Below are 20,698 nucleotides of genomic sequence, written 5' to 3' on the forward strand. Positions count from 1 at the left end.
TCGCAACGACAGACTCCCATCCCATTTAATCCGTCATCCCTGCGAAGGCAGGGATCCAGCGTCGTTCGTTGTGCGGCGATAGTGGTTGACCACCATCGCCGCCAGCCGCGATTTCGCGTATCCTGCTCCGCTCCCATTGCAATCAACACGGAACCCCGCATGACCTCGCAACCTCGCATCTACATGGCCGGCCCGGATGTCTTTCAGCGCGACTATGCGCAGCACAAGGCGCGCATCAAGGAGTGGTGCGCCGAGCTGGGGTTGGTGGCATTGTGTCCGGGGGATGACGAGGTGACGGGCGAAGGCAAGGCGGAGGTGTCGCGCGCGATCTTTGAGGTCAACATGGCGCTGATCGAGTCGGCCGATTACGTGGTGGCGAACGTCTGCAATTTCCGCGGACATGAGCCGGATTCGGGGACGGTGTTCGAGATCGGTTATGCGGTCGGGCGCGGCAAGAAGGTGTGGTGCTACAACACCCCGGAGCATGATCTGCTGGCGCAGGTGCCGCAGGTGGAGCCGGGCTTTTGTCGCGACGGCATGCTGATCGAGGACTTCGGCCTGCCGCGCAACCTGATGCTGGCGCATGCCTGCGAACTGGTGCGCGGTGACCTGCGCGCATGCCTGGAGCTGGCGGCCCGCTGGCACGCGGCGCAAGGGTGAGCGCTTACTGCAGCGGCGCCCGGCCCATCATGTAGAACTCATCATTGGGCCGCATGCTGGTCACGTTGGCCAGGCGGTTCGACATGCCGAAGAAGGCCGCGATGGCGGCGATGTCCCAGGCTTCCTCCTCTTCCAGACCGTGCTGCTTGAGCACGGCGAAATCCGTTTCATTGACCGCCCAGGCGCTGGTCGAGACCTTCATGGCGAAGTCCAGCATGGCCTTTTGCCGCTCGGTGATGTCGGCCTTGCGGTAGTTGATCGCGACCTGGTCGGCGACCAGCGGGTCGTTGGCGCGGATGCGCAGGATCGCGCCGTGCGCGACCACGCAGTACTGGCATTGATTGGCGTTGCTGGTGGCGACCACGATCATCTCGCGCTCGGCCTTGGTCAGCTTGCCGGGTTTGTCCATCAGGGCGTCATGGTAGGCAAAGAAGGCGCGGAACTCGTCGGGGCGGTGCGCCAGCACCAGGAACACGTTGGGGATGAAGCCGGATTTTTCCTGCACCGCCAGGATCCGCGCGCGGATGTCCTCGGGCAGATCGTGCAGCTCGGGAATGGGGAAACGGCCGATGGGCGGCTGGGGCATGAGGGTCTCCTTGACAGGTATCTGCCGGCGTCGTTGATGCGCCGGCTTGCCGTCAAGTTACCACTTCCCGACGTCCTGCAATGTCGCGGGGGTGACGTTGGCTGTTCTTTTTTTACCTGTGCCATTCCGGCAATCAATGCCGTTCTTTCGTGCGTTACGAAAGGCACTGGGTCCCTGCTTTTGCAGGGACGACAAGTTAACTGAAATTTATCCAATGTCGCCCCTGCGAAAGCAGGGGCCCAGTGTCGTTCAGCGCACCACCAGCCGCCATCACATGTTGGACGGCGCGATCATCTCCGCATAGTCGTACAGCGCGCCCAGGATGTCCTGGGTGCGTTCGTCGTCGTGCTGCTCCTGCAGGGCATCGATCTGTTCAAACAGCTGGGCCACGGTGCGGGCGCCGCCTGCGCCTTCGAACAGGCGCGCGGCGCGGTGTTCTTCCCAGTGCTGCGCTTCCTCGGCGCTGAGCGTGTCGGGGAAGTTGCGTGCGCGGTAGCGGAACAGGATTTCATTCAGGCGCGCATCGTCGAAGGCGACGCTGGCGCGCGCCAGTTCCTGCGCAGGCAGGGCGCGCAGCTGCGTCAGCTGGCGACGGTCGCCGTTGCCGATGAAGCCGCCGTAGAGGTCTTCGTCGACGTCGGCCGGGCCTTCCGGCTCGCGCTGATAGACCTCGCGCCACAGCATGGAGAGATCGGGCAGGGCGGCCGCAATCTCGGCGTGGCGCAGCGCGCCTTCCACGTCCACGCCCAGTTCGGCGGCGCGCGCGGCGGAGAGGGTCTTCAGGCTGCCGACCACCATCGGCGACTTGTTCAGGTGGATGCTCTTGACCGGCAGGCGGGTGACGCCCTCGGGCAACTCATCGCGCTTGCTGAACATGCGCAGGCGCACGGTGGCCGCGTCCAGCGTGGCCAGTTCGGCCGGATCGGCCGAGAGGTCCCAGGCGATCACTTCGTTCTTGTTGGTCGGGTGCATGGCCAGCGGCCACATCAGCGCCAGGCAGCCGTTGACCGCCGGGAACATGCCCGAGACGTGGATGAAGGGGCGGTTGGTCGGCAGGCCGATCTCGGAGGCGGCCTTGTCCTTCTTGTGCAGCGCCAGCGCGAAGTCGAACAGGCGCGGGTTCTTTTCGCGGATCAGGCGCGCCAGCGCGATGGTGGCGCGCACGTCGGAGAGCGCGTCGTGCGCCGCCTCGTGCACCAGGCCGTTGGCCTTGGACAGGTGCTCCAGCTTGAAGCTGACGCTGCCGTCTTCCTTGGTCGGCCAGTTGATGCCTTCCGGGCGCAGCGCGTAGCACAGGCGCACCACATCCAGCAGGTCCCAGCGGCCGCAGCCGTTTTGCCACTCGCGCGCATACGGATCGATCAGGTTGCGCCAGAACATGAAACGGGTCACTTCATCGTCGAAGCGGATGGTGTTGTAGCCCACGCCGATGGTGCCGGGTTCAGCCATGGCCTGTTCGATCTGCGCGGCGAACTCGTGCTCGGGCAGGCCCTGCTCCAGGCAGTGCTGCGGCGTGATGCCGGTGATCAAGCAGGACACCGGGTCGGGCAGGTAGTCGGGGGCCGGCTTGCAGTAGATCATGATCGGCTCGCCGATCTCGTTCAACTCGGCATCGGTGCGTACCGCAGCGAACTGGGCCGGGCGGTCGCGGCGCGGGACCACGCCGAAGGTTTCGTAGTCGTGCCAGAGGAAGGTGTGGTTGGACATCGCGGAGTCTGTGAAAGTCGATCGCGCGATTATAGAGGGTTCGCAGCCGCGCGCCTGCTCCCAAAGGGCGGCAGGCGGCGATGGACGGGATTATTCGAAGACGGTGGAGGCGGGCCCGGGCGGCGTGCGCCGGGCGCGGGGCTTACTGCAGCGGCGGCGTGTCGCGCTTGAGAAGCTTGCGCAGCGTTTCCTGCAGGTTGCCGCTGCGCAGGGGCGCGGCGCCGCCGGCGTACTCGATGTTGTCGATCACCCAGCCGCGGGCGTCGCGCGTCATCTGTACCTTGTCGACCCACTTGGCGGGCGACTTGAGCTTGGCGTCGCTGAAGATCAGCTCCACCGAGCAGCTGCTTTCGCGCTCCTGCATGTCGCACTGGACGATGCGGAAGGTGGAGGCGCCGGCCGGGTAGGCGGTGAAGATGTCGCCCTCGAACAGCGGCGGCAGCGGATCGGCGGCCGACTGGGCCACGCGGGTTTCTTCGGCGGCCGAGACATCCTTGAGCAGGTCAAACAGCGGCACCGACAGGAAACGGCGGAAGGTAATCAGTTCTTTCAGCGTCAGCGCGCCGGAGGGGTGGGCGGTCTGGTGCGCCTGGTAGAAATCCTTGAGCAGCTCTTTCGCCTTGCCCTCGTCATTGCCCGAGCAGGCTGCCAGCAGCAGGCCTGCCGCGACGATGAGAATGTTGCCGATGCGCTTCACTATCCGTTCTCCCTGGCGCCGCGCCCAGCCCGATGCGGGGTGCGGCATGCATTGCTTGTCATGTCCGGCGCGCGAACGCGCAAGCGGACGCCCGGCGTTGGTGCCGGACGTCCGCCATCTGGTTGATTGCTGAGGGTGCCGCGACGACGCGTCCGGCGTATCCCCTTGCCGGAGTGCGGCGTGGCAAAACAACAAGTATTCCTTGCGGCAAGCTTACCCCGGCCGGTCTGCCGATCAGGCCGAGAACACATCGCCAAAATCCCGCCAATTCCCGCTGCGGGCCGCGGTGAGACGGGGCGGTTCGCCTGAGGGAGTGGCGAGTTGCTGAAAAGTAAATGCCGGAGGTGAAGACCGATGCCGCGCTTCTGCTTATTGCGTTTCCTTGATGGCGTCGGTCAGCGTGTCGGTCAGGTATTCGCGCTGCGAGGACTGGTCGTTGCCGATGAACTCGATGTCGTCGACGCGCCAGTGCTGCTCCTCGCGCACCAGCAGGATCTTGTCGTTCCAGGATTCGGAGGCGCCGTCCTTGCTGTACTTGAAGGCCACCTGGCAGGAGGCGCGCTGGCCGTCCTGCCGGTTGCTGCGCTCGTCACCGCGGTCGTCCCCCGTCTCGCAGGAGTCGACCGAGAACGAGGTCGCGCCCTCGTAGAGCGAAGTGAACAGGTCGCCTTCGACGATCGGCGGCGCCTGGGGGCCGGCCAGCGCGTGGTAGCGGGCGTCGGCGGCCTCGGCCTGGGTCAGCAGGGTGAACAGCGCCCGGCTGACCAGCGGCTGGAACTCGCGCAGCTCCTCGGCCGACGGCAGTCCGGGCGCGTTGTTCTTGATGTGGATACGGTAGAAGTTGCCGATCACCTCGGCCTGGCTTTTCTCGTCGCCGCTGAAGTTGTTGCAGCCCGCCAGCGCCAGCGCGGCGGTGAGCGAGCAGGCGCCGGCCAGCAGGCGGGCAGGTCGGGAGCGAGAGGAGCGGGTGGAGGGGAAGCGGGGCTGCATGATCATCCGGTGGTTCCTGGCGCGCGGCGAGGCGGCGCTCTTGTTGTGGCTGGGGGCGGCGTGCGGGTGTGTCCCGGCCCGGCTTGTCATTCAGGCAAGGGCGGGCAGGGCTTGCAACGCCGGTTAGTCCGGACGCCGCCGCAATCGTTCAATATCGTCCTGCCTGGCGCCGCAGGCCCCGGCGACGGGCGTGCCTGCGGATACGCGTGAGGATATCAGGCCGATTCGGTCAGCAGCGAGAAATGCTCGACATTGGGTGCGCCGGCGAAGAAGGGGCCGACGATGCCGCGCCATTCGGTGAAGGCGGGCGACTCGCGGAAGTCGACGGTGTGGTTTTCCAGCGTGGCCCAGTGCACCATCAGCAGATAGCGTTCGGGCGACTCCACGCCCTTTTGCACCTTGTGGCCGAGGTAGCCTTTGGACTTGGCGATGGTCTGCGCGATGCCGCGCTGGATGGCTTCGTCGAATTCGGCCTGCTTGCCGGGTTGGATGCGGATGTCCGCCAGTTCCAGAATCATGTGTGTCTCCATTGTCGAGGGTGGGCCTGGCCGCGCAGCGTGGCGCTGCGGGCAAGACCGGTCGATTATCACATTTTCGCCGGGCGGCCGCGTTCAAGAAAATTCGCGGCCCGATGAAAACGCTTCATTCGGACGGGCGACGCAGCGGCTTGGCGGTCGACAGTTTTTGCGCCATGTCTTCCAGGGTGATCTCGATGGCGCGGGTGCTGATCATGATTTCCCACAGCGACACCAGCAGCGAGAGCACCAGCAGGAACAGGCTCAGGCCGAAGAACAGCTCGGCCAGGTGGTCACGCTCGACAAAGATCAGGAACATCGACACCGCGCACATGATGAAGCTGGACACGCCCAGCGCCTGCATGTAGCGCGTGAGCACGATGCGCTTGCGCAGGTTGAGGATCTGGCGGATCACCAGGTCGCGGCCGTCGTCCTTGTCCTGCGTCTGCAGGTTGCGGATCAGCTGGGCCAGCACCAGGAAGCGGTTGGTATAGGCCAACAGCAGCAGCGAGGTGGCGGGAAACAGCAGGGCGGGGGTGGTGAGGTTCATCATTTGCATCTTTTCTGTGGCTCTTTGGTACGGCGTGCGGCGGCGTGATTCTAACCTCTCCGCAGGCGCAAGAAACATGCCCATGCGGGGCGCGCGACAGGTTCTTGCGCACATCGTCGCCCACGTCTTTTTTGGGGCGACGGCATGCACCACGCCTGCTTTTTGCACCGCCGGGCAGCACGCTGCGGGCGCCGGGAAATCTTTTTCATCTTTTTTATGGCGCCGGCCGCCAGACCAATTGTTATTTGGCTTGGCGCTCAATACACTAGCCCCCGTTCAAGCAAAATCCAATAATCCATAACGAAAGGGATATCCATGTCGGGTTCTTATTTCCCCCAATGGCGGCTGCGCAGCGGCACCAACGACGGTCAGGGGACCGTCATCGCCGCCGATGAGCGCCTGCCGGCGCCGCAGACGCTGGCCATGGGCGTGCAGCACGTGGTGGCCATGTTCGGCTCGACCGTGCTGGCGCCGCTGCTGATGGGTTTCGATCCCAACCTGGCGATCCTGATGTCGGGCGTGGGCACGCTGCTGTTCTTCCTGCTGGTGGGCGGCCGCGTGCCGAGCTACCTGGGCTCCAGCTTCTCCTTCATCGGCCTGGTGATCGCCGTGACCGGCTATGCCGGCTCGGGCGCCAACGCCAACCTGGGCGTGGCGCTGGGCGGCATCATCGCCTGCGGCGCGGCCTATACCGTGATCGGCCTGATCGTCTCCGGCGTGGGCACGCGCTGGATCGAAAGCCTGATGCCGCCGGTGGTGACCGGCGCGGTGGTGGCGGTGATCGGCCTGAACCTGGCGCCGATCGCGGTCAAGGGCGTGACCGGCAACAGCTTCGATGCATGGATGGCGCTGGCCACCGTGCTGTGCGTGGGCTTCGTCGCGGTGTTCACGCGCGGCATGCTGCAGCGCCTGCTGATCCTGGTCGGCCTGCTGCTGGCCTACGCGCTCTACGCGCTCCTGACCAACGGCGCCGGCCTGGGCAAGCCCATCGATTTCTCCGGCGTGGCCAATGCCGCCTGGTTCGGCGTGCCGCATTTTGCCACTCCGGTGTTCCAGGGCAGCGCGATGGCGCTGCTGGCGCCGGTGGCGATCATCCTGGTGGCGGAAAACCTGGGCCACATCAAGGCGGTGTCCGCCATGACCGGCCAGAACCTGGACCGCTACATCGGCCGCGCGTTCATCGGCGACGGCCTGGCCACCATGCTCTCGGGCAGCGTGGGCGGCACCGGCGTGACCACCTATGCCGAGAACATCGGCGTGATGGCCGTGACCAAGATCTACTCCACCCTGGTGTTCGTGGTGGCGGCGGTGATCGCCATCCTGCTGGGCTTCTCGCCCAAATTCGGCGCCGTCATCCTGACCATTCCGGGCGCGGTGCTGGGCGGCGTGTCGATCGTGGTGTTCGGCCTGATCACCGTGTCGGGCGCGCGCATCTGGGTGGAGAACAAGGTTGATTTCTCCAACAACACCAACCTGATCGTGGCCGCCGTCACGCTGGTGCTGGGCGCCGGCGACTTTACGCTGAAGCTGGGCGGTTTTGCGCTGGGCGGCATCGGTACCGCCACCTTCGGCGCCATCATCCTGCATGCGCTGCTCAAGCGCCGCGGCTGAGGCCGGAAGTGAAGACGAAACAGTGATCGTCTTGTCGTGATGGAAAGAAGGCCGGTCAGACAGACCGGCCTTTTTTTCTTGATGTAAATTTTTATGGCTGAAGTGGCAACTTTACGCAGCGTTTGGCGGAGTATGCGGTGATTTACAGAATATTCCCATTGAGCAATCAGCGCCGGATGACTATACTTTGCGGCGTTGCAGCGAGCCCGCCGACGATTCAGGCGCCCCGGGGAGGGAGGTCGGATCATCGGGCTCGGCCAACATTGCCTATCAAGGGGAACATCACATGAACCAATTCATCCGCCTGGCAGCGCTGCTGTGCGTCGCGCTGCCCGTGCTGTCTGCCTGCGACGCCGTCGCCGGCAAGAAGGACTACGCCTACTTCCGCCAGCACATCGACGAAGCCAAATCGGTGGCCGACCAGTGCTCGCTCAACGGCACCTCCGGCATGAGCAACGCCCAGATCAAGGTCTGCGACGCCGCGCGCGAAGCCTACGGCAACCGTAGTTTCAGCTACTGATCGCCGTACGACATCTTCTCTCTGCCCGGGCCGCTCGCTGATGGGCCCGTGCGTCTTGCGCCGGGCCGGCGGCATGCGCTTGCCCGGCGCGACTATTTCTCTGCGCCGCCCCAGCGGAAGGACAGGTTGCTGCCCTTGCCGCCCATCACGCTGACCGATTGGGTCTTGGTTTCCTCCTTGTAGGTCGCGATCACCTTGTACTTGCCGGCGGCCAGCCGCACGTTGGTCATCGGGCCGGCCGAGGGCAGGGTAAAGGCCGTGCCGCCCTTGGCGTCGGTGATCTCCAGCTTGACGTCGCTGATGTACTCGCCATTGTTCTGCGAGAACAGCAGGTGCAGGTTGTAGTCCGCAGCGGCGGCCTTGATCTTGTCTTGCTCGCCCTCGCCGATGCCGCCATTCATGTAGGGTGCGGCGGACTGCGCCAAGGCGCTGTAACAGAGCGCGCCCAGGCACAGGCATGTCAATGTGGAGATCAATTTCTTGCGAATGAACATGATGCGCTCCTCGATCCGGGTTGAGATGGCCAGGCCGGTTGCGGCCTCGCGCTTGCTCTTGATGCGATAGGGATTCGCGGGGAAAGTTCAGGTGCGGTGTCGCGGGCCATGTGCGAATGCAAGATGCCCGGCCTGCACAGGAAGCGGCGGCATCTGAGGCAGAGCGCCTGTGTGTCAGGCCGGTCGGCTCAATGAGCCGGTGCAGTCAGATGTTCATCCAGGCAGTCCGGATTCAGAGCGTGCAACAGCTGCTTTGCTCGCGTAATCTGTGCCTCTTCGCCGTGTGCGATCAGCAAGAATCTGCCGGCTTTGACCTCGCTCTCGTATTGCAGCACGGAGTCGTGCGGGATCCCGATCGACGCCAGCGCGCCCCCCAAGGCGCCGACGGCGCCGACGGCGCCGCCGAGCGCGGCGCCTCCCGCCAGATTGGTCAGCGCACTGGCCAGCGCGCCGAGGATGACCAGATGCCCGACACCCGGCACGACGATCAGCGCGGAGCCAAACAGGATTCCACACAGGCCGCCCCAGAGCGCGCCGAATTTTCCGCCGGACTTGGCGCGATCGGCAATATTGACGTATCCAACCGGGTGTTCTTCGCTATGGTAGTCCTGACCGATCAGCGACAGCTGTTTCATCGGGAAACCCTTGTCCTGCAGTTGACGGATGGCGTCTTCCGCTTCGGCGTGGGTCGTAAAGATGGCGACAAGTTTGATCGGGTGTTCCATGTTGTTCCCTTTTTTGAATTGATTGCGTAGCGCCACGCTGGTGGCGTGGCGCTATGGTGGACATCAGGACTTGGCCGGACGGCTCCAGTGGAACGACAGGTCATGCCCTTGCTTGTCGGTAATGGTGACTTGTTGGATTTCGGTCAGGCCCTTGAAGCTGGCAGCTACGCGGTAGCGGCCATCGGGCAGCTGGAGGTTGGTCAGCGGGCCGGCGGATTGCAGATTGAAGACCAGGTTGCCGGCGTTGTCGAAGATACTGAGCCTGACGTCGCTGATGTACTCGTTGCTTTTCGCTTCGGAGAAGCTCAGTCGCAGGTTGAAGTCCTTCGCAGTCTTGCGCATGTAAGCCTGCTCATCGCTGCCGATGCCGCCGTTCTGGTAAAGCACCGGTCGGGCGGCTTCAAGCACCACGATTTCCTCGGCGTGCGCCGGCAGGACTGCGGCAGATACGCTAACCAGCAGCAGGCTGGAGAGGAGGGCATGTTTGATGGACATCGTTATTTCCTTTTTCTTGAGTGGCAGGTGGGGCGCCGGGCGCGTCCCGTGTCGTCGGCCGCCAGTCCGTTCGTCGCCGGTTGCCGATGTAGGAATGCTAATTTCCTGACACTTAAGCCAGCCTTAACGCAGGGGCGAAGAAATTGGAGATTTCCGGTGAAGAGTCGGGCGTGTCCATGGTGTTCATCCCCGGCGTCATCGGCCTGTCACAAATTTGTCAAAGTCGCTCGTTAGAATGCCTCGTCCTTCTTCCAGACCTTGGCTGCCCATGCACAACCCGCCGGAAAACAATCAGGCCCTGCACCTGCTCTACGAGCCGGCAGGGTTTATCTGCGCTTTCCGTTTCGATGAAAGCCGGGCCAACCAGATGAAGTGGAACGAGGTGCTGGACTACCGGCCGACCTCGCCGTCATTCTCCTGGGTCCACGTGAAGACGGCCGATGTGAAGATCCAGCACTGGATGGAGCATCACAGCGGCATTCCCGAATACATCACCGAGTTCCTGCTCAGCAGCGATACCCACCCGGGCCTGCACGCCACGCCCGACGGTGTCTACGGCACGCTGACCGACATGAAGATGGAGATTGGCGATACCGGCACCGAGAAGGGGGCGCTGCATTTCTACCTGGACCGCACCCGTTTGCTGACGCTGCGCACCCAGCCGCTGCTGTCGACCAATATGCTGCGCCAGAAGGTGCTGGACGGCGCCGAGTTCGACACCACCATGGATCTCTTCGCCGAGCTTCTGCGCTGCCTGGCCGACGGTTTCAACGCGCGTCTGGATAACCTGAACGACAAGGTCGACGACATCGAATTCTCGGTGCTCTCGGATCGCCGCCCGGAAGACCGCGCCGAGCTGTCCGGCATCCGTCGCCAGCTGGCCGAGCTGCGCCGCTTCATTGCGCCGGAGCGTCGCATCCTGGCGCAGTTCAACCGGCTGCGCCCGTCCTGGGTGCCGCTGGAGGCGATGGAAGACCTGACCCACGCGCTGGACGAGCTCAACGAGCTGCATTCGACCGTGGAAGCCGTCTATGAACGCGCCAAGCTGCTGCAGGAAGAGATCGCCTCGCAGATGTCCGAACAGATGAACCGCAACCTGATGGCGCTGTCGATCCTGACCGCGCTGTTGATGCCGGCCACGCTGGTGTCGGGGATTTTCGGGATGAACGTGGCGGGTTTGCCCGGCCTGCACGACGAGGCGTCGTTCTGGATCGTGATGGGCGTGATGGGCGGCCTGGGGGTGGCGACGGTGGCCTTTCTCAGGTGGATGAAGATCTTCTGACGCAAAAAAAATCGAGCCGGTCGTTGCGACCGGCTCGTTTCATTCGGGGCGGGAAATGTGGGCAGGCGAACCGCGACGGTCCGCACCAGCGCTCAGTCGCGCTCGGCCATCGCTTCTTCGCTCTCGCGAATCAGGCGGTCGATGTCGAGGTTGTCGACCGCTTCCACGCGCAACGTCACCGGACGCCACAGCGAGTACAGCCACAGCCCGATGGTGCACAGCGTGCCCAGGAACAGCGTGACGAAGCCGGACAGAAACAGGCCGATGAATGGCGACGCGATCAGGCCGTCATAGCCGATCAGATGCTTGCCATCCCAAGTGATGGTCTGCGCGCCGAACAGCGACATCACCCCCATCAGCACGGAAAACGGCACCAGCGAAAACGTGGTGCCAATAGCCAGCAGCTTATAGATGGTGCCCATCGACATGCGCTGGATCTTGATTTGCTCGAACATGAGCTTTCCCCTCTTGCGTACCTGCGATCGACGTATCGTGGTTTGGCGTCGTGCGCTGTGTTGTGCGCCGGGGCCGCACATGCTGCGCGGCCCCGGCGATCCTGCCTGCGATGCTTGCCGGCTTATTTGCCCCAGCTATCCTTGAGCGTGACGGCGCGGTTGAACACCGGCTTGCCGTCGGTCGAGTCGACGCGGTCGGCGACGAAGTAGCCGTGGCGCTCGAACTGGTAGATCTCGCCGGCCTTGGCGGTCTTCAGCGTCGGCTCAAGATAGGCGGTGATCACTTCCTTCGAGTTCGGATTCAGCGCGCTGAGGAAGTCCTTGCCGCCGGCATCCGGATGCGGGTCCGAGAACAGGCGGTCGTACAGGCGCACTTCGGTGGCCAGGCCGTGCTCGGCGCTGACCCAGTGCAGGTTGCCCTTGACCTTGTAGTTCGAGCTGCCTTCGGTGCCGCTCTTGCTGTCTTCAAAGTAGTTGCAATGCACGGCGATGACGTTGCCGTTCTCGTCCTTGTCGCAGCCGGTGCATTCGACCACGTAGCCGTAGCGCAGGCGCACCTTGTTGCCGGGGAACAGACGGAAGTAGCCCTTGGTCGGCTCCTCCATGAAGTCTTCGCGCTCGATCCACAGTTCCTTGGTGATCGGGAAGTGGCGATGCGCGGTGTCGTGCTCCGGGTGGGCCGGCGGGTAGACCGGTGCGCTGCAGTCGATGCTCTGGCCTTCGGGGAAGTTGTCGATGATCAGCTTCAGCGGGCGCAGCACCGCCACGGCGCGCGGCGCCTTGGGGTCCAGGTCTTCGCGCAGAGCGCCTTCCAGCACGCTGTAGTCGATCCAGCTGTTGTTCTTGGACGCGCCGGTGCGGTCGCACATCAGGCGGATCGCCTCGGGCGTGTAGCCGCGGCGGCGCAGGCCGACGATGGTGGGCATGCGCGGGTCGTCCCAGCCGGACACGATGTTTTCGTCCACCAGCTGGCGCAGCTTGCGCTTGCTGGTGATGATGTAGGTCAGGTTCAGGCGCGCGAATTCGTACTGGTGCGGCAGCGGCTTCTTGAAGAAACCTTCTTCGGCCAGGTGCGCCAGCAGCCAGTCGTAGAACGGGCGCTGGTCTTCGAACTCCAGCGTGCAGATCGAGTGCGAGATGTTTTCCAGCGCGTCCTCGATCGGATGCGCGAAGGTGTACATCGGGTACACGCGCCACTTGTCGCCGGTGTTGTGGTGGGTGGCGTGGCGGATACGGTAGATGGCCGGATCGCGCAGGTTCATGTTGGGGCTGGCCATGTCGATCTTGGCGCGCAGGATCATAGAGCCGTCCGGGTGCTTGCCGTCGCGCATTTCCTCGAACAGGCGCAGCGATTCTTCCGGCGCGCGGTCGCGCCACGGCGAGTTCTTGCCGGGTTCGGTCAGGGTGCCGCGGTTCTCGCGCATCTGCTCGGCGTTCTGTTCGTCCACATAGGCCAGGCCGCGGCGGATCAGCGCCTGGGCGCTGGCGTACATCACATCGAAGTAGTTGCTGGCGTAGTACAGATGCGACTTGCCGTCATGATCCCAGGAGAAGCCCAGCCATTTGACGGTGTCGAGGATGGTGTCGACGTATTCCTGTTCTTCCTTCTCGGGATTGGTGTCGTCGAAACGCATGTGGCAGCGGCCGGCGTAGTCGGCGGCCAGGCCGAAGTTCAGGCAGATCGACTTGGCGTGGCCGATATGCAGGTAACCGTTGGGTTCGGGAGGAAAACGGGTGACCACCTGCGGCAGCGCGTCTCCATCCTTGCCGCTGCGTTCGGCATAGGTGCCTGAAACCAGGTCGGCCTCGATGATGCCGCGCAGGAAATTGGTGGAGGGCGCAGGGGTATGTCCGTTTTTCAGTTCGTTGCTCATGGGATGAATCGGGAGGAATGCCTATTTATGCAGATTGAGGCATTTTACCGCACACGCCCGTTTTCATCGGGCTTTGCGGCGGTGCGAAAGGGAAATTTGCCGGGCTTCAACACCGGCCCGGCCTTCATCCTGTTACAGATGATACGGCTGCGAATTACCTGTCATGACGCGCCGGTGGCAATCTGCCTGCGTGGTCCGGCGACTTTGCCGGACCGGATTCATCGCTTAGCCTCAAACCAAGGAGGGCATCATGAAAAGAATCGCCAAACTGCTTATTGCGTCCTGCGTCGCTGCCGCCACCTTATCCGCCTGCGTGGTGGTGCCGGCCGGCCCGCCGCACCCGCACTACTACCGTCCTTATTACGGACCGGGCTATTACTACGGCCGTTGAGCCGGTCACGCCGGCGGCATAGCGTAATCCTTGCAGCGAATTCTCCGTGTTGGCCGCATCGTCCTGGTGACGATGCGGTTTTTTTATGCGCGAGGCCTGTGGTCGGACAGATGGGCGTGGCGACTTACATTTGCCGGAACAGGTGGGCGAACAGCCGGCTGACCGCCAGCTTCTCCGGCCGGTTGCGCAGGATCAGCGAGATCTTGCCGGCCTCGTCGCGCTGCGCCGCCTGCACGTGGCGGATCTGCACCACGGTGCCGCGATGCACCTGCCAGAACTGTCGCGCATCGAGCTGCGGGATCAGCTCGCGCAGGCTGGTGCGGATCAGGGCTTCGCCGTCGGCGGTGACGACGTTGACGTATTTGTCGGTGGCTTCGAAGTAAATCACCTCGCTGATCGGGATCAGGCGCACCTGGTTGCCCACCGCGGCGCGGATGATCTCCAGCGGCGCGTCTACTGCGGCCTGGGGCTGTATGGCATCAATCGCGGCCAGCCGGCGCAATTGCGCCAGCGCCTGCTCCAGGTGCTGCTCGGGATGGGCGGCGGCGCGCTGTTCCAGCTGCTGCTTCAGGCGCTGCACCGTCACCGTCAGTCGGGCCTGGTTGACGGGTTTGAGCAGGTAATCCACCGCAGCGTGCTCGAAGGCTTCCACGGCGTAGTTGTCGTAGGCGGTGACGAACACGATCAGCGGGAAAGGGCGCTGTTCAGGCCAGGCGTCGGCCAGGTCGCGCGCGACCTCCAACCCGCTGCGCCCGGGCATGCGGATATCCAGGAACAGCACATCGGGCAGTTGCGCCAGCGCCTGCGCCAACGCGGCGTCGCCGTTGGCCGCCAGCTGGGGCGGGCCCAGCTCCGGCCAGCAATCCTGCAGCGCCTGGCGCAGCGCATTGGCCAGCAGCGGCTCGTCCTCGGCGATCAGTGCGGTGATGGACGGCATGCCGGCGGCTCCTGTCAGTGATGGTGCGCGCGGGCGCCCTTGGCGGGACGGTGCGCGGCCTTGAGCGCCTTGAGCGGGATGGTGATCTGCGCCATCGCGCCGGCCGGCACGTTGTGGGTGATGATCAGCTCCGACAGCGGGCCGTACAGCGTGACCAGGCGCTCGCGGATATTTTCCAGGCCGAAGTGCATGCCGATCGCAGGTTCCTTCTTGCCGGTCACCGCCGCCAGCTCGGCCTTCGGCGAGGGCTGGTTGAAGCTCACGCCGGTCGGCAGGCCCACGCCGGTGTCGAACACCGAGAGCACCAGCATGTCGTTGTGGGTGGCGGCGCGCACGGTGCAGTTGCCGCCCTCGACCTTGGGCTCCAGGCCGTGCTTGATGGCGTTTTCCACCAGCGGCTGCAGCAGCATCGGCGCCAGGCGCAGGCGGCCCAGGTGTTCCGGCAGCTGCAGCGTGTACGACAGGCGCATGCCCATGCGCAGCGACATCAGGCCCAGATAGGCCTTGATCAGGTCGAACTCCTTTTGCAGCGAGGTGCTGTCGGCGCGCGAGGCCGACAGGGTGGTGCGCAGGTATTGGATCAGTTGATCCAGCATCTGCTGCGCGTGCAGCGGCTCGGTGGCGATCAGGGTTTGCAGCGTGGCCAGGGTATTGAACAGCATGTGCGGCTCGATCTGCGCCTGCAGCATCTGCAGCTGGGCCTGGGCGGCGTGCTTCTCGACTTGGCTGGCGTGGGCTTCCAGGGCGGCCATTTTCTGGCGGTTCCAGAAGAACAGCGTGGCGCCGAAGCAGGCCAGGAAGGTCAGCACGATCACGGCGATGATGTTGTCGCTGCGTTCGGGCAGCAGCGAGGTGATCGGCTGTCCCATCAGCTTGCTGGCCAGCAGGCGGCCCAGCAGCACGGCCGTGGGCGCCAGCACCAGCAGCAGCGCCGCGAAGCCCAGCTTGTGCGGCGCGGCGTCGCCCCAGATCAGCACGCGCGCGCCGTTGATGAGTAGCGTGGCCAGCAGGCCGATACACATCGCGACCTGCAGGTTGGCGTAGAAACCGTCGCCGATGCGCATCAGGTAGGTGACCGCCAGCGCGCACAGCAGGTTGATCACCAGCGTGGGCAGCAGCGACTGCGCCAGCTCGCGCAGCAGCAGGATCAGGCGGGGCGGGACGGAGGTATCTCGTTGATTCATTCTTGTGTGATTCGGTAAGGCTGCGCCGAAATGCAGGCTTGGCAGGCGCGGGCGTGAATAGTATCCCGATTCCCCGCCCGGCAGTCCAGCCGCAACGGCGGTGCAGGCAATGCGCGATGGTGCCTGATGGTGCAGCGCAGTGCCAGCGGCAGGCGACGAAATGCGCGGGCGGCGGTGCGAAGCGCTTGAAGCGCGGCGCGATCTGCTCTACCTTATGGCCCGGCCGGCAAGCGCGCCGGACGATCACAACGGAGATGCGATATGTGGCCCTATCCCAAGATTCTCGCCCACCGCGGCGGCGGTACGCTGGCGCCGGAAAACACGCTGGCCGGTTTTCGCACCGGCCTGCAGTTCGGTTACCGCGCTGCCGAGTTCGACGTCATGCTCACCCGCGATGAAGTGCCCATTCTGATGCACGACCCCAAGCGCGGTCGCACCTTGCCCGGCGTCGGCCAGATCGGCGAGACCGACTGGGCCGAACTGCGCGAGCTCGACGCCGGCGGCTGGCTGGACCCGGCCTTTGCCGGTGAGCGCCTCTGCACGCTCGAGCAGGGACTGGACTTTTGCCTGCAGCACGGCATCTGGATGAACGTCGAGATCAAGCCGGGCGCCGAGCAACAGGCGCGCCGCACCGGCGAGCTGGCGGCGCAAGCGGTGCGCAGGCGCTTCACCGAGGCCCTGGACGCCGTGCGCGAGAACCCGTCGGCGCCGCAGGCGGCGAGCTTGCCGGTGTTGTCCTCATTCTCCTTTGATGCGCTGATGGCGGCCAAGGATGCGGCCCCCGACCTGCCGCGCGGGTTTCTGGTCGATACGATTCCTGCCGACTGGGAGGCGCGCCTGGCGCAGCTGCAGGCAGTGGCGCTGCACACCAGCCACAAGAACCTGACGCCCGAGTTGGCCGCGCAGGTGAAGGCCGCCGGCTACGGTCTGTTCTGCTACACCGTCAACGACCCGGCGCGCGCGGCGGAGATCCGCGAATGGGGCGTGGACGCCTTCTGCACCGACCGCGTCGACCTCATTTCGGCCCACGCCTGGTGAACTGCCGGCGGCGCTGCGTCGAATTGAACCGAAAATCTCGCTCTTACCGGCGGACTGAATCCGTGCGCGCTGGCTATGATCACCTGCAAGCCGGTATTGGCGTTTTCACGGAGGGGATGCGGTGAAAACGCTGTCAACGATAGCCCGGCGAGTGCGTTAAAGAAGCACAAGGCCGGCGATGTGAGCGCCGGTGGACTTGTGGTACACAACACTGAGAGATAGAGGAAAACGATGAAGATCAACAAACTGCTGGCCGCCGTACTCGTTGCCGCCTTCGCCATGCCCGTGATGGCCCAGCCCGCACCGGCCGCCGCTCCTGCCGCCGAAGCGCCTGCCGCCAAGCCAGCCAAGCACAAGAAGCACAAGAAGCACGCCAAGAAGGCGAAGAAGCACAAGAAGCACGCCAAGAAGGCCGCAGCTCCTGCTGCCGGCGCCTGATCGGATCGACAGCGCCGGCTCGCGCCGGTCGCTGCACGTATTACCGGAAGGGGAGGCCGGCGCTGTTAAGGGCCGCGGGCGCAAAGCAGCGCGCCCTGCGGGGACCGCCTTCCCTGTAACCCATCGGACATGTCCGATGGGTTTTTTTTCGTCCTTTTTCGGCAGTCTTCACGTTCGTTGGATGATGTCTGGCGGGCAACGTCCCGCAAGCTGCCGGGCGGGCTGCTTATGGCGCGCAGTATCACGTATAATCGTCGGTTCGCAATCATTTTTTGCACCGTCTATTACCTAGTCTTCGAACATGAACTCAGCCGAAATTCGCGATAAGTTTCTGAAATTCTTTGAATCCCAAGGACACACCATCGTCCGGTCGTCCAGCCTGGTTCCCGGCAACGATCCGACCCTGCTGTTCACCAACTCCGGCATGGTTCAGTTCAAGGACGTGTTCCTGGGCACGGACAAGCGCAACTACGTGCGCGCCACCTCGGTGCAGCGCTGCCTGCGCGCCGGCGGCAAGCACAACGACCTGGAAAACGTGGGTTACACCGCGCGCCACCACACCTTCTTCGAAATGCTGGGCAACTGGTCCTTCGGCGACTACTTCAAGCGCGATTCGCTGAAGTGGGCCTGGGAGCTCTTGACCAAGGTCTACGGCCTGCCGGCCGAGAAGCTCTGGGCTACCGTCTACGAAACCGACGATGAAGCCTACGACATCTGGACCAAGGAAATCGGCGTGCCGCCCGAGCGCGTGGTGCGCATCGGCGACAACAAGGGCGCGCCGTACGCGTCCGACAACTTCTGGCAGATGGCCGAGACCGGCCCCTGCGGCCCCTGTTCCGAAATCTTCTACGACCACGGCCCGGACGTCTGGGGCGGCCCCCCGGGCAGCCCGGACGCCGACGGCGACCGCTATATCGAGATCTGGAACAACGTGTTTATGCAGTTTGACCGCCAGCTCGACCCCGCCACCGGCCAATACACGCTGACCCCGCTGCCGGCCCCCTGTGTCGACACCGGCATGGGCCTGGAGCGCCTGGCCGCAATCCTGCAGCACGTGCACAGCAACTATGAGATCGACCTGTTCCAGGCGCTGATCAAGGCCGCCGCGCGCGAGACCGGCGTCACCGACCTGGCCAACAATTCGCTGAAGGTCATCGCCGACCACATCCGCGCGACTTCCTTCCTGATCGTCGACGGCGTGATCCCCGGCAACGAAGGCCGCGGTTACGTCCTGCGCCGCATCATCCGCCGCGCGCTGCGCCACGGCCACAAGCTGGGCCAGACCAAGCCGTTCTTCTACAAGCTGGTCAAGGACCTGGTCGAACAGATGGGCGCCGCCTATCCGGAGCTGCCGGAAGCCGCCCAGCGCGTCGAGATGGTGCTCAAGCAGGAAGAAGAACGTTTCGGCGAGACGCTGGAACACGGCATGAAGATCCTGGAAGCCGCGCTGGCCGCCAACACCGGCAAGCTGGACGGCGAAACCGCCTTCACCCTGTACGACACCTATGGCTTCCCGCTGGACCTGACCGCTGACATCTGTCGCGAGCGCAACGTCGAGCTGGACGAAGCCGGCTTCAACGCCGCCATGGAACGCCAGAAGAGCGCCGCGCGCGCCGCCGGCAAGTTCAAGATGGCGGCCGCCATCGAATACACCGGCGACAAGACCAGGTTCGTCGGCTATGAAGCGCTGGCGCAAGAAGCCAAGGTGGTTGCGCTGTACGTGGCCGGTTCACCGGTGCAGAAGGTCGAGGCCGGCCAGGACGCCATCGTGGTGCTGGACACCACCCCGTTCTACGCCGAATCGGGCGGCCAGAGCGGTGATGCCGGCGCGCTGGAAGCAGTCGGCGGCCTGTTCGCCGTGGCCGATACCCACAAGATCCAAGCCGACGTGTTCGGCCACCACGGCCAGCTGATCAAGGGCAGCCTGTCCGTGGGCGACACCGTGCAAGCCAAGGTTGACGCCGACCAGCGCGCGCGCACCATGCGCAACCATTCGGCTACCCACCTGATGCACAAGGCCCTGCGCGAAGTGCTGGGCGTGCACGTGGCTCAGAAGGGTTCGCTGGTCGACGCCGACAAGACCCGTTTCGACTTCAGCCACAACGCGCCGATGACCGCCGAGGAAATCCGTCGCGTGGAAGACATCGTCAACCGTGAAGTGCTGGCCAACGTGGCCACCGGCGCCAAGCTGATGGGCTACGACGACGCAATCGCCGCCGGCGCCATGGCGCTGTTCGGCGAGAAGTACGGCGACGAGGTGCGCGTGCTGTCGATCGGCACCTCCACCGAACTGTGCGGCGGCACCCACGTCGAACGCACCGGCGACATCGGCCTGTTCAAGATCGTCTCCGAAGGCGGCGTCGCCGCCGGCATCCGCCGCGTCGAAGCCGTCACCGGTGAAGGCGCGCTGGCGCTGGTGCAGTCGTTGTCCTCGCGCGTGGCCGAAGCCGCTGCCGCATTGAAGACCCAGCCCGAAGAACTGCTGCCGCGTATCGGCCAGGTGCAAGACCAGGTCCGTGCGCTGGAAAAGGAACTGGCCGCGCTGAAGTCCAAGCTGGCCTCCAGCCAGGGCGACGAACTGGTGACCCAGGCCGTCGACATCAAGGGCCTCAAGGTGCTGGCCGCGACTCTGGAAGGCGCTGACGTCGCTACCCTGCGCGAGACCATGGACAAGCTGAAAGACAAGCTCAAGACCGCGGCCATCGTGCTGGCCTCGGTCAAGGACGGCAAGGTCAGCCTGATCGCCGGCGTCACCGCCGACGCCACTTCCAAGGTCAAGGCCGGCGAGCTGGTGAACTTCGTGGCCCAGCAGGTGGGCGGCAAGGGCGGCGGCCGTCCCGACATGGCGCAAGCCGGCGGCACCGAGCCGGCCGGCCTGCCGGGCGCGCTCCAGGGCGTGGCCGACTGGGTGGGCGCCAAGCTCTGATCGTCATTCACTGATCCGCAATCCCATCAACAGGCCACGGAGAGCCCGATGAGCGATTTCAAGTTTTGCCCGGTCTGCGCAACTTCCCTGGAGTTGCGCGCCGACGAAGGGGAGGCCGGCAAGCTGCGCCTGGCTTGCCCCGACGGTCACTGGACCCATTGGGACAATCCCCTGCCGGTGCTGGCCGGGCTGGTTGAAATCGACGGCAAGATGCTCACGGCGCGTAACGCGGCGTGGGCCGAAGGCCGCTTCGCGCTGATCACCGGTTTCATGGAGCGCGGCGAGACGCCGGAAGAAGGCATCGCCCGCGAGCTGAAGGAAGAGACTGACCTCGACGCGCAGCACATCGAGCTGATCGGCGTCTACGAATTCATCCGCAAGAATGAGCTGATCATCGCCTACTACGTCAAGGCGACCGGCGCCATCAAGCTGTCGCCGGAGCTGGTGGAATACCGCCTGTCCGACCCGGCCGACCTGCGCCCTTGGCCGGCCGGCACCGGCCATGCAGTGGCGGACTGGATGCGCGCGCGCAAGCTGCCGGTGCAGTACGTTGAATTTGCCGGATCCAGCACGCCGATCGAGACGCCTCACGTCGCAAAATAAGTGAATATCCGATCTGATTT

22 protein-coding genes are annotated in these 20,698 nt (G+C 64.5%); 9 read left to right on the plus strand and 13 right to left on the minus strand.

The window, feature by feature from the left end; translation table 11 throughout:
• Positions 1 to 159 precede the first annotated feature (159 nt).
• A complete protein-coding gene (locus J8I26_RS05860; RefSeq protein WP_209605086.1) occupies positions 160 to 660 on the plus strand; it encodes a nucleoside 2-deoxyribosyltransferase in 501 nt (166 codons plus the stop codon).
• A 4-nt stretch (positions 661 to 664) separates the two neighbouring features.
• Here the strand turns inward: J8I26_RS05860 and J8I26_RS05865 are convergent, their stop codons facing one another.
• From J8I26_RS05865 to J8I26_RS05890, 6 genes are all read right to left on the minus strand, one after another.
• Positions 665 to 1,246, minus strand: coding sequence for a peroxidase-related enzyme (locus J8I26_RS05865; protein ID WP_209605087.1), 582 nt, complete (start codon positions 1,244 to 1,246; stop codon positions 665 to 667).
• 270 nt (positions 1,247 to 1,516) lie between these two features.
• Positions 1,517 to 2,953: an exodeoxyribonuclease I gene (gene sbcB / locus J8I26_RS05870; protein WP_209605089.1), complete on the minus strand. Its 1,437-nt coding sequence runs from the start codon at positions 2,951 to 2,953 to the stop codon at positions 1,517 to 1,519.
• Between the two features lie 142 nt (positions 2,954 to 3,095).
• The gene (locus J8I26_RS05875; protein ID WP_245200151.1) at positions 3,096 to 3,698 is read right to left on the minus strand and encodes a hypothetical protein; all 603 of its coding nucleotides are present in this window, start codon (positions 3,696 to 3,698) and stop codon (positions 3,096 to 3,098) included.
• Positions 3,699 to 4,019: 321 nt separating this feature from the next.
• A complete protein-coding gene (locus tag J8I26_RS05880; protein WP_245200152.1) occupies positions 4,020 to 4,646 on the minus strand; it encodes a DUF3828 domain-containing protein in 627 nt (208 codons plus the stop codon).
• A 209-nt stretch (positions 4,647 to 4,855) separates the two neighbouring features.
• Positions 4,856 to 5,158 (minus strand): antibiotic biosynthesis monooxygenase, encoded by a 303-nt coding sequence (locus J8I26_RS05885; protein WP_209605091.1) that lies wholly within the window; start codon positions 5,156 to 5,158, stop codon positions 4,856 to 4,858.
• Positions 5,159 to 5,282: 124 nt separating this feature from the next.
• Positions 5,283 to 5,708, minus strand: coding sequence for a DUF2721 domain-containing protein (locus tag J8I26_RS05890; RefSeq protein ID WP_209605093.1), 426 nt, complete (start codon positions 5,706 to 5,708; stop codon positions 5,283 to 5,285).
• A gap of 312 nt (positions 5,709 to 6,020) precedes the next feature.
• On the opposite strand from J8I26_RS05890, the gene J8I26_RS05895 reads away from it, so the two are divergent.
• Together J8I26_RS05895 and J8I26_RS05900 are read left to right on the plus strand one after the other, a co-directional pair.
• Entirely contained in the window at positions 6,021 to 7,316 is a 1,296-nt protein-coding gene (locus J8I26_RS05895; protein WP_209605095.1) for a solute carrier family 23 protein, read from the plus strand.
• A gap of 286 nt (positions 7,317 to 7,602) precedes the next feature.
• On the plus strand, positions 7,603 to 7,836 hold the full coding sequence (locus J8I26_RS05900; RefSeq protein WP_209605098.1) for an EexN family lipoprotein: 234 nt from the start codon (positions 7,603 to 7,605) through the stop codon (positions 7,834 to 7,836).
• A gap of 92 nt (positions 7,837 to 7,928) precedes the next feature.
• On the opposite strand, the gene J8I26_RS05905 is transcribed toward J8I26_RS05900, so the two are convergent.
• From J8I26_RS05905 to J8I26_RS05915, 3 genes are all read right to left on the minus strand, one after another.
• Positions 7,929 to 8,330 (minus strand): hypothetical protein, encoded by a 402-nt coding sequence (locus J8I26_RS05905; RefSeq protein ID WP_209605100.1) that lies wholly within the window; start codon positions 8,328 to 8,330, stop codon positions 7,929 to 7,931.
• Positions 8,331 to 8,518: 188 nt separating this feature from the next.
• A complete protein-coding gene (locus J8I26_RS05910) occupies positions 8,519 to 9,055 on the minus strand; it encodes a general stress protein (RefSeq protein ID WP_209605102.1) in 537 nt (178 codons plus the stop codon).
• Positions 9,056 to 9,118: 63 nt separating this feature from the next.
• Positions 9,119 to 9,550 carry a hypothetical protein gene (locus J8I26_RS05915; protein ID WP_209605104.1) on the minus strand — a complete coding sequence of 144 codons (432 nt, stop codon included), beginning with the start codon at positions 9,548 to 9,550 and terminating at the stop codon, positions 9,119 to 9,121.
• 268 nt (positions 9,551 to 9,818) lie between these two features.
• Here J8I26_RS05915 and J8I26_RS05920 point away from each other — a divergent pair, with 268 nt between their 5' ends.
• Positions 9,819 to 10,832: a transporter gene (locus J8I26_RS05920; RefSeq protein ID WP_209605106.1), complete on the plus strand. Its 1,014-nt coding sequence runs from the start codon at positions 9,819 to 9,821 to the stop codon at positions 10,830 to 10,832.
• A 92-nt stretch (positions 10,833 to 10,924) separates the two neighbouring features.
• Here J8I26_RS05920 and J8I26_RS05925 read toward each other — a convergent pair whose 3' ends face one another.
• Positions 10,925 to 11,287 (minus strand): hypothetical protein, encoded by a 363-nt coding sequence (locus J8I26_RS05925; protein WP_209605108.1) that lies wholly within the window; start codon positions 11,285 to 11,287, stop codon positions 10,925 to 10,927.
• Positions 11,288 to 11,409: 122 nt separating this feature from the next.
• On the minus strand, positions 11,410 to 13,161 hold the full coding sequence (locus J8I26_RS05930) for a glutamine--tRNA ligase/YqeY domain fusion protein (RefSeq protein ID WP_209605110.1): 1,752 nt from the start codon (positions 13,159 to 13,161) through the stop codon (positions 11,410 to 11,412).
• A 250-nt stretch (positions 13,162 to 13,411) separates the two neighbouring features.
• Between J8I26_RS05930 and J8I26_RS05935 the strand changes: the two genes are divergently transcribed.
• Positions 13,412 to 13,552, plus strand: a complete 141-nt coding sequence (locus J8I26_RS05935) for a hypothetical protein (RefSeq protein ID WP_209605111.1) — start codon at positions 13,412 to 13,414, stop codon at positions 13,550 to 13,552.
• 124 nt (positions 13,553 to 13,676) lie between these two features.
• Here J8I26_RS05935 and J8I26_RS05940 read toward each other — a convergent pair whose 3' ends face one another.
• Positions 13,677 to 14,489, minus strand: a complete 813-nt coding sequence (locus tag J8I26_RS05940; protein ID WP_209605114.1) for a LytTR family DNA-binding domain-containing protein — start codon at positions 14,487 to 14,489, stop codon at positions 13,677 to 13,679.
• A gap of 14 nt (positions 14,490 to 14,503) precedes the next feature.
• Complete coding sequence (locus J8I26_RS05945; protein WP_209605116.1) at positions 14,504 to 15,673, minus strand: histidine kinase; 1,170 nt, start codon at positions 15,671 to 15,673, stop codon at positions 14,504 to 14,506.
• 261 nt (positions 15,674 to 15,934) lie between these two features.
• Between J8I26_RS05945 and ugpQ the strand changes: the two genes are divergently transcribed.
• The 4 genes from ugpQ (at position 15,935) to J8I26_RS05965 (ending at position 20,678) form a co-directional block, all read left to right on the plus strand.
• Positions 15,935 to 16,711 carry a glycerophosphodiester phosphodiesterase gene (gene ugpQ / locus J8I26_RS05950; RefSeq protein WP_209605118.1) on the plus strand — a complete coding sequence of 259 codons (777 nt, stop codon included), beginning with the start codon at positions 15,935 to 15,937 and terminating at the stop codon, positions 16,709 to 16,711.
• 231 nt (positions 16,712 to 16,942) lie between these two features.
• Positions 16,943 to 17,149: a hypothetical protein gene (locus tag J8I26_RS05955; protein WP_209605120.1), complete on the plus strand. Its 207-nt coding sequence runs from the start codon at positions 16,943 to 16,945 to the stop codon at positions 17,147 to 17,149.
• A gap of 301 nt (positions 17,150 to 17,450) precedes the next feature.
• Positions 17,451 to 20,075: an alanine--tRNA ligase gene (gene alaS / locus J8I26_RS05960; RefSeq protein WP_209605122.1), complete on the plus strand. Its 2,625-nt coding sequence runs from the start codon at positions 17,451 to 17,453 to the stop codon at positions 20,073 to 20,075.
• Positions 20,076 to 20,123: 48 nt separating this feature from the next.
• Positions 20,124 to 20,678 (plus strand): NUDIX domain-containing protein, encoded by a 555-nt coding sequence (locus tag J8I26_RS05965; RefSeq protein ID WP_209605124.1) that lies wholly within the window; start codon positions 20,124 to 20,126, stop codon positions 20,676 to 20,678.
• Positions 20,679 to 20,698: the final 20 nt, after the last annotated feature.

The organism is Herbaspirillum sp. LeCh32-8 (assembly GCF_017814915.1).
GTDB lineage: Bacteria > Pseudomonadota > Gammaproteobacteria > Burkholderiales > Burkholderiaceae_D > Herbaspirillum.

What these genes read in the sequence shown, in the direction of transcription:
- J8I26_RS05905 (WP_209605100.1), bottom strand. Translation starts at nt 8,330, where the DNA reads ATGTTCATTCGCAAGAAATTGATCTCCACATTGACATGCCTGTGCCTG.
- J8I26_RS05955 (WP_209605120.1), top strand. Translation starts at nt 16,943, where the DNA reads ATGAAGATCAACAAACTGCTGGCCGCCGTACTCGTTGCCGCCTTCGCC.
- J8I26_RS05965 (WP_209605124.1), top strand. Translation starts at nt 20,124, where the DNA reads ATGAGCGATTTCAAGTTTTGCCCGGTCTGCGCAACTTCCCTGGAGTTG.
- sbcB (WP_209605089.1), bottom strand. Translation starts at nt 2,953, where the DNA reads ATGTCCAACCACACCTTCCTCTGGCACGACTACGAAACCTTCGGCGTG.
- J8I26_RS05890 (WP_209605093.1), bottom strand. Translation starts at nt 5,708, where the DNA reads ATGATGAACCTCACCACCCCCGCCCTGCTGTTTCCCGCCACCTCGCTG.
- J8I26_RS05915 (WP_209605104.1), bottom strand. Translation starts at nt 9,550, where the DNA reads ATGTCCATCAAACATGCCCTCCTCTCCAGCCTGCTGCTGGTTAGCGTA.
- J8I26_RS05940 (WP_209605114.1), bottom strand. Translation starts at nt 14,489, where the DNA reads ATGCCGTCCATCACCGCACTGATCGCCGAGGACGAGCCGCTGCTGGCC.
- J8I26_RS05860 (WP_209605086.1), top strand. Translation starts at nt 160, where the DNA reads ATGACCTCGCAACCTCGCATCTACATGGCCGGCCCGGATGTCTTTCAG.
- J8I26_RS05880 (WP_245200152.1), bottom strand. Translation starts at nt 4,646, where the DNA reads ATGATCATGCAGCCCCGCTTCCCCTCCACCCGCTCCTCTCGCTCCCGA.
- J8I26_RS05910 (WP_209605102.1), bottom strand. Translation starts at nt 9,055, where the DNA reads ATGGAACACCCGATCAAACTTGTCGCCATCTTTACGACCCACGCCGAA.
- J8I26_RS05925 (WP_209605108.1), bottom strand. Translation starts at nt 11,287, where the DNA reads ATGTTCGAGCAAATCAAGATCCAGCGCATGTCGATGGGCACCATCTAT.
- J8I26_RS05900 (WP_209605098.1), top strand. Translation starts at nt 7,603, where the DNA reads ATGAACCAATTCATCCGCCTGGCAGCGCTGCTGTGCGTCGCGCTGCCC.
- J8I26_RS05935 (WP_209605111.1), top strand. Translation starts at nt 13,412, where the DNA reads ATGAAAAGAATCGCCAAACTGCTTATTGCGTCCTGCGTCGCTGCCGCC.
- J8I26_RS05895 (WP_209605095.1), top strand. Translation starts at nt 6,021, where the DNA reads ATGTCGGGTTCTTATTTCCCCCAATGGCGGCTGCGCAGCGGCACCAAC.
- J8I26_RS05930 (WP_209605110.1), bottom strand. Translation starts at nt 13,161, where the DNA reads ATGAGCAACGAACTGAAAAACGGACATACCCCTGCGCCCTCCACCAAT.
- J8I26_RS05875 (WP_245200151.1), bottom strand. Translation starts at nt 3,698, where the DNA reads ATGCCGCACCCCGCATCGGGCTGGGCGCGGCGCCAGGGAGAACGGATA.
- J8I26_RS05920 (WP_209605106.1), top strand. Translation starts at nt 9,819, where the DNA reads ATGCACAACCCGCCGGAAAACAATCAGGCCCTGCACCTGCTCTACGAG.
- J8I26_RS05885 (WP_209605091.1), bottom strand. Translation starts at nt 5,158, where the DNA reads ATGATTCTGGAACTGGCGGACATCCGCATCCAACCCGGCAAGCAGGCC.
- J8I26_RS05945 (WP_209605116.1), bottom strand. Translation starts at nt 15,673, where the DNA reads ATGAATCAACGAGATACCTCCGTCCCGCCCCGCCTGATCCTGCTGCTG.
- ugpQ (WP_209605118.1), top strand. Translation starts at nt 15,935, where the DNA reads ATGTGGCCCTATCCCAAGATTCTCGCCCACCGCGGCGGCGGTACGCTG.
- J8I26_RS05865 (WP_209605087.1), bottom strand. Translation starts at nt 1,246, where the DNA reads ATGCCCCAGCCGCCCATCGGCCGTTTCCCCATTCCCGAGCTGCACGAT.
- alaS (WP_209605122.1), top strand. Translation starts at nt 17,451, where the DNA reads ATGAACTCAGCCGAAATTCGCGATAAGTTTCTGAAATTCTTTGAATCC.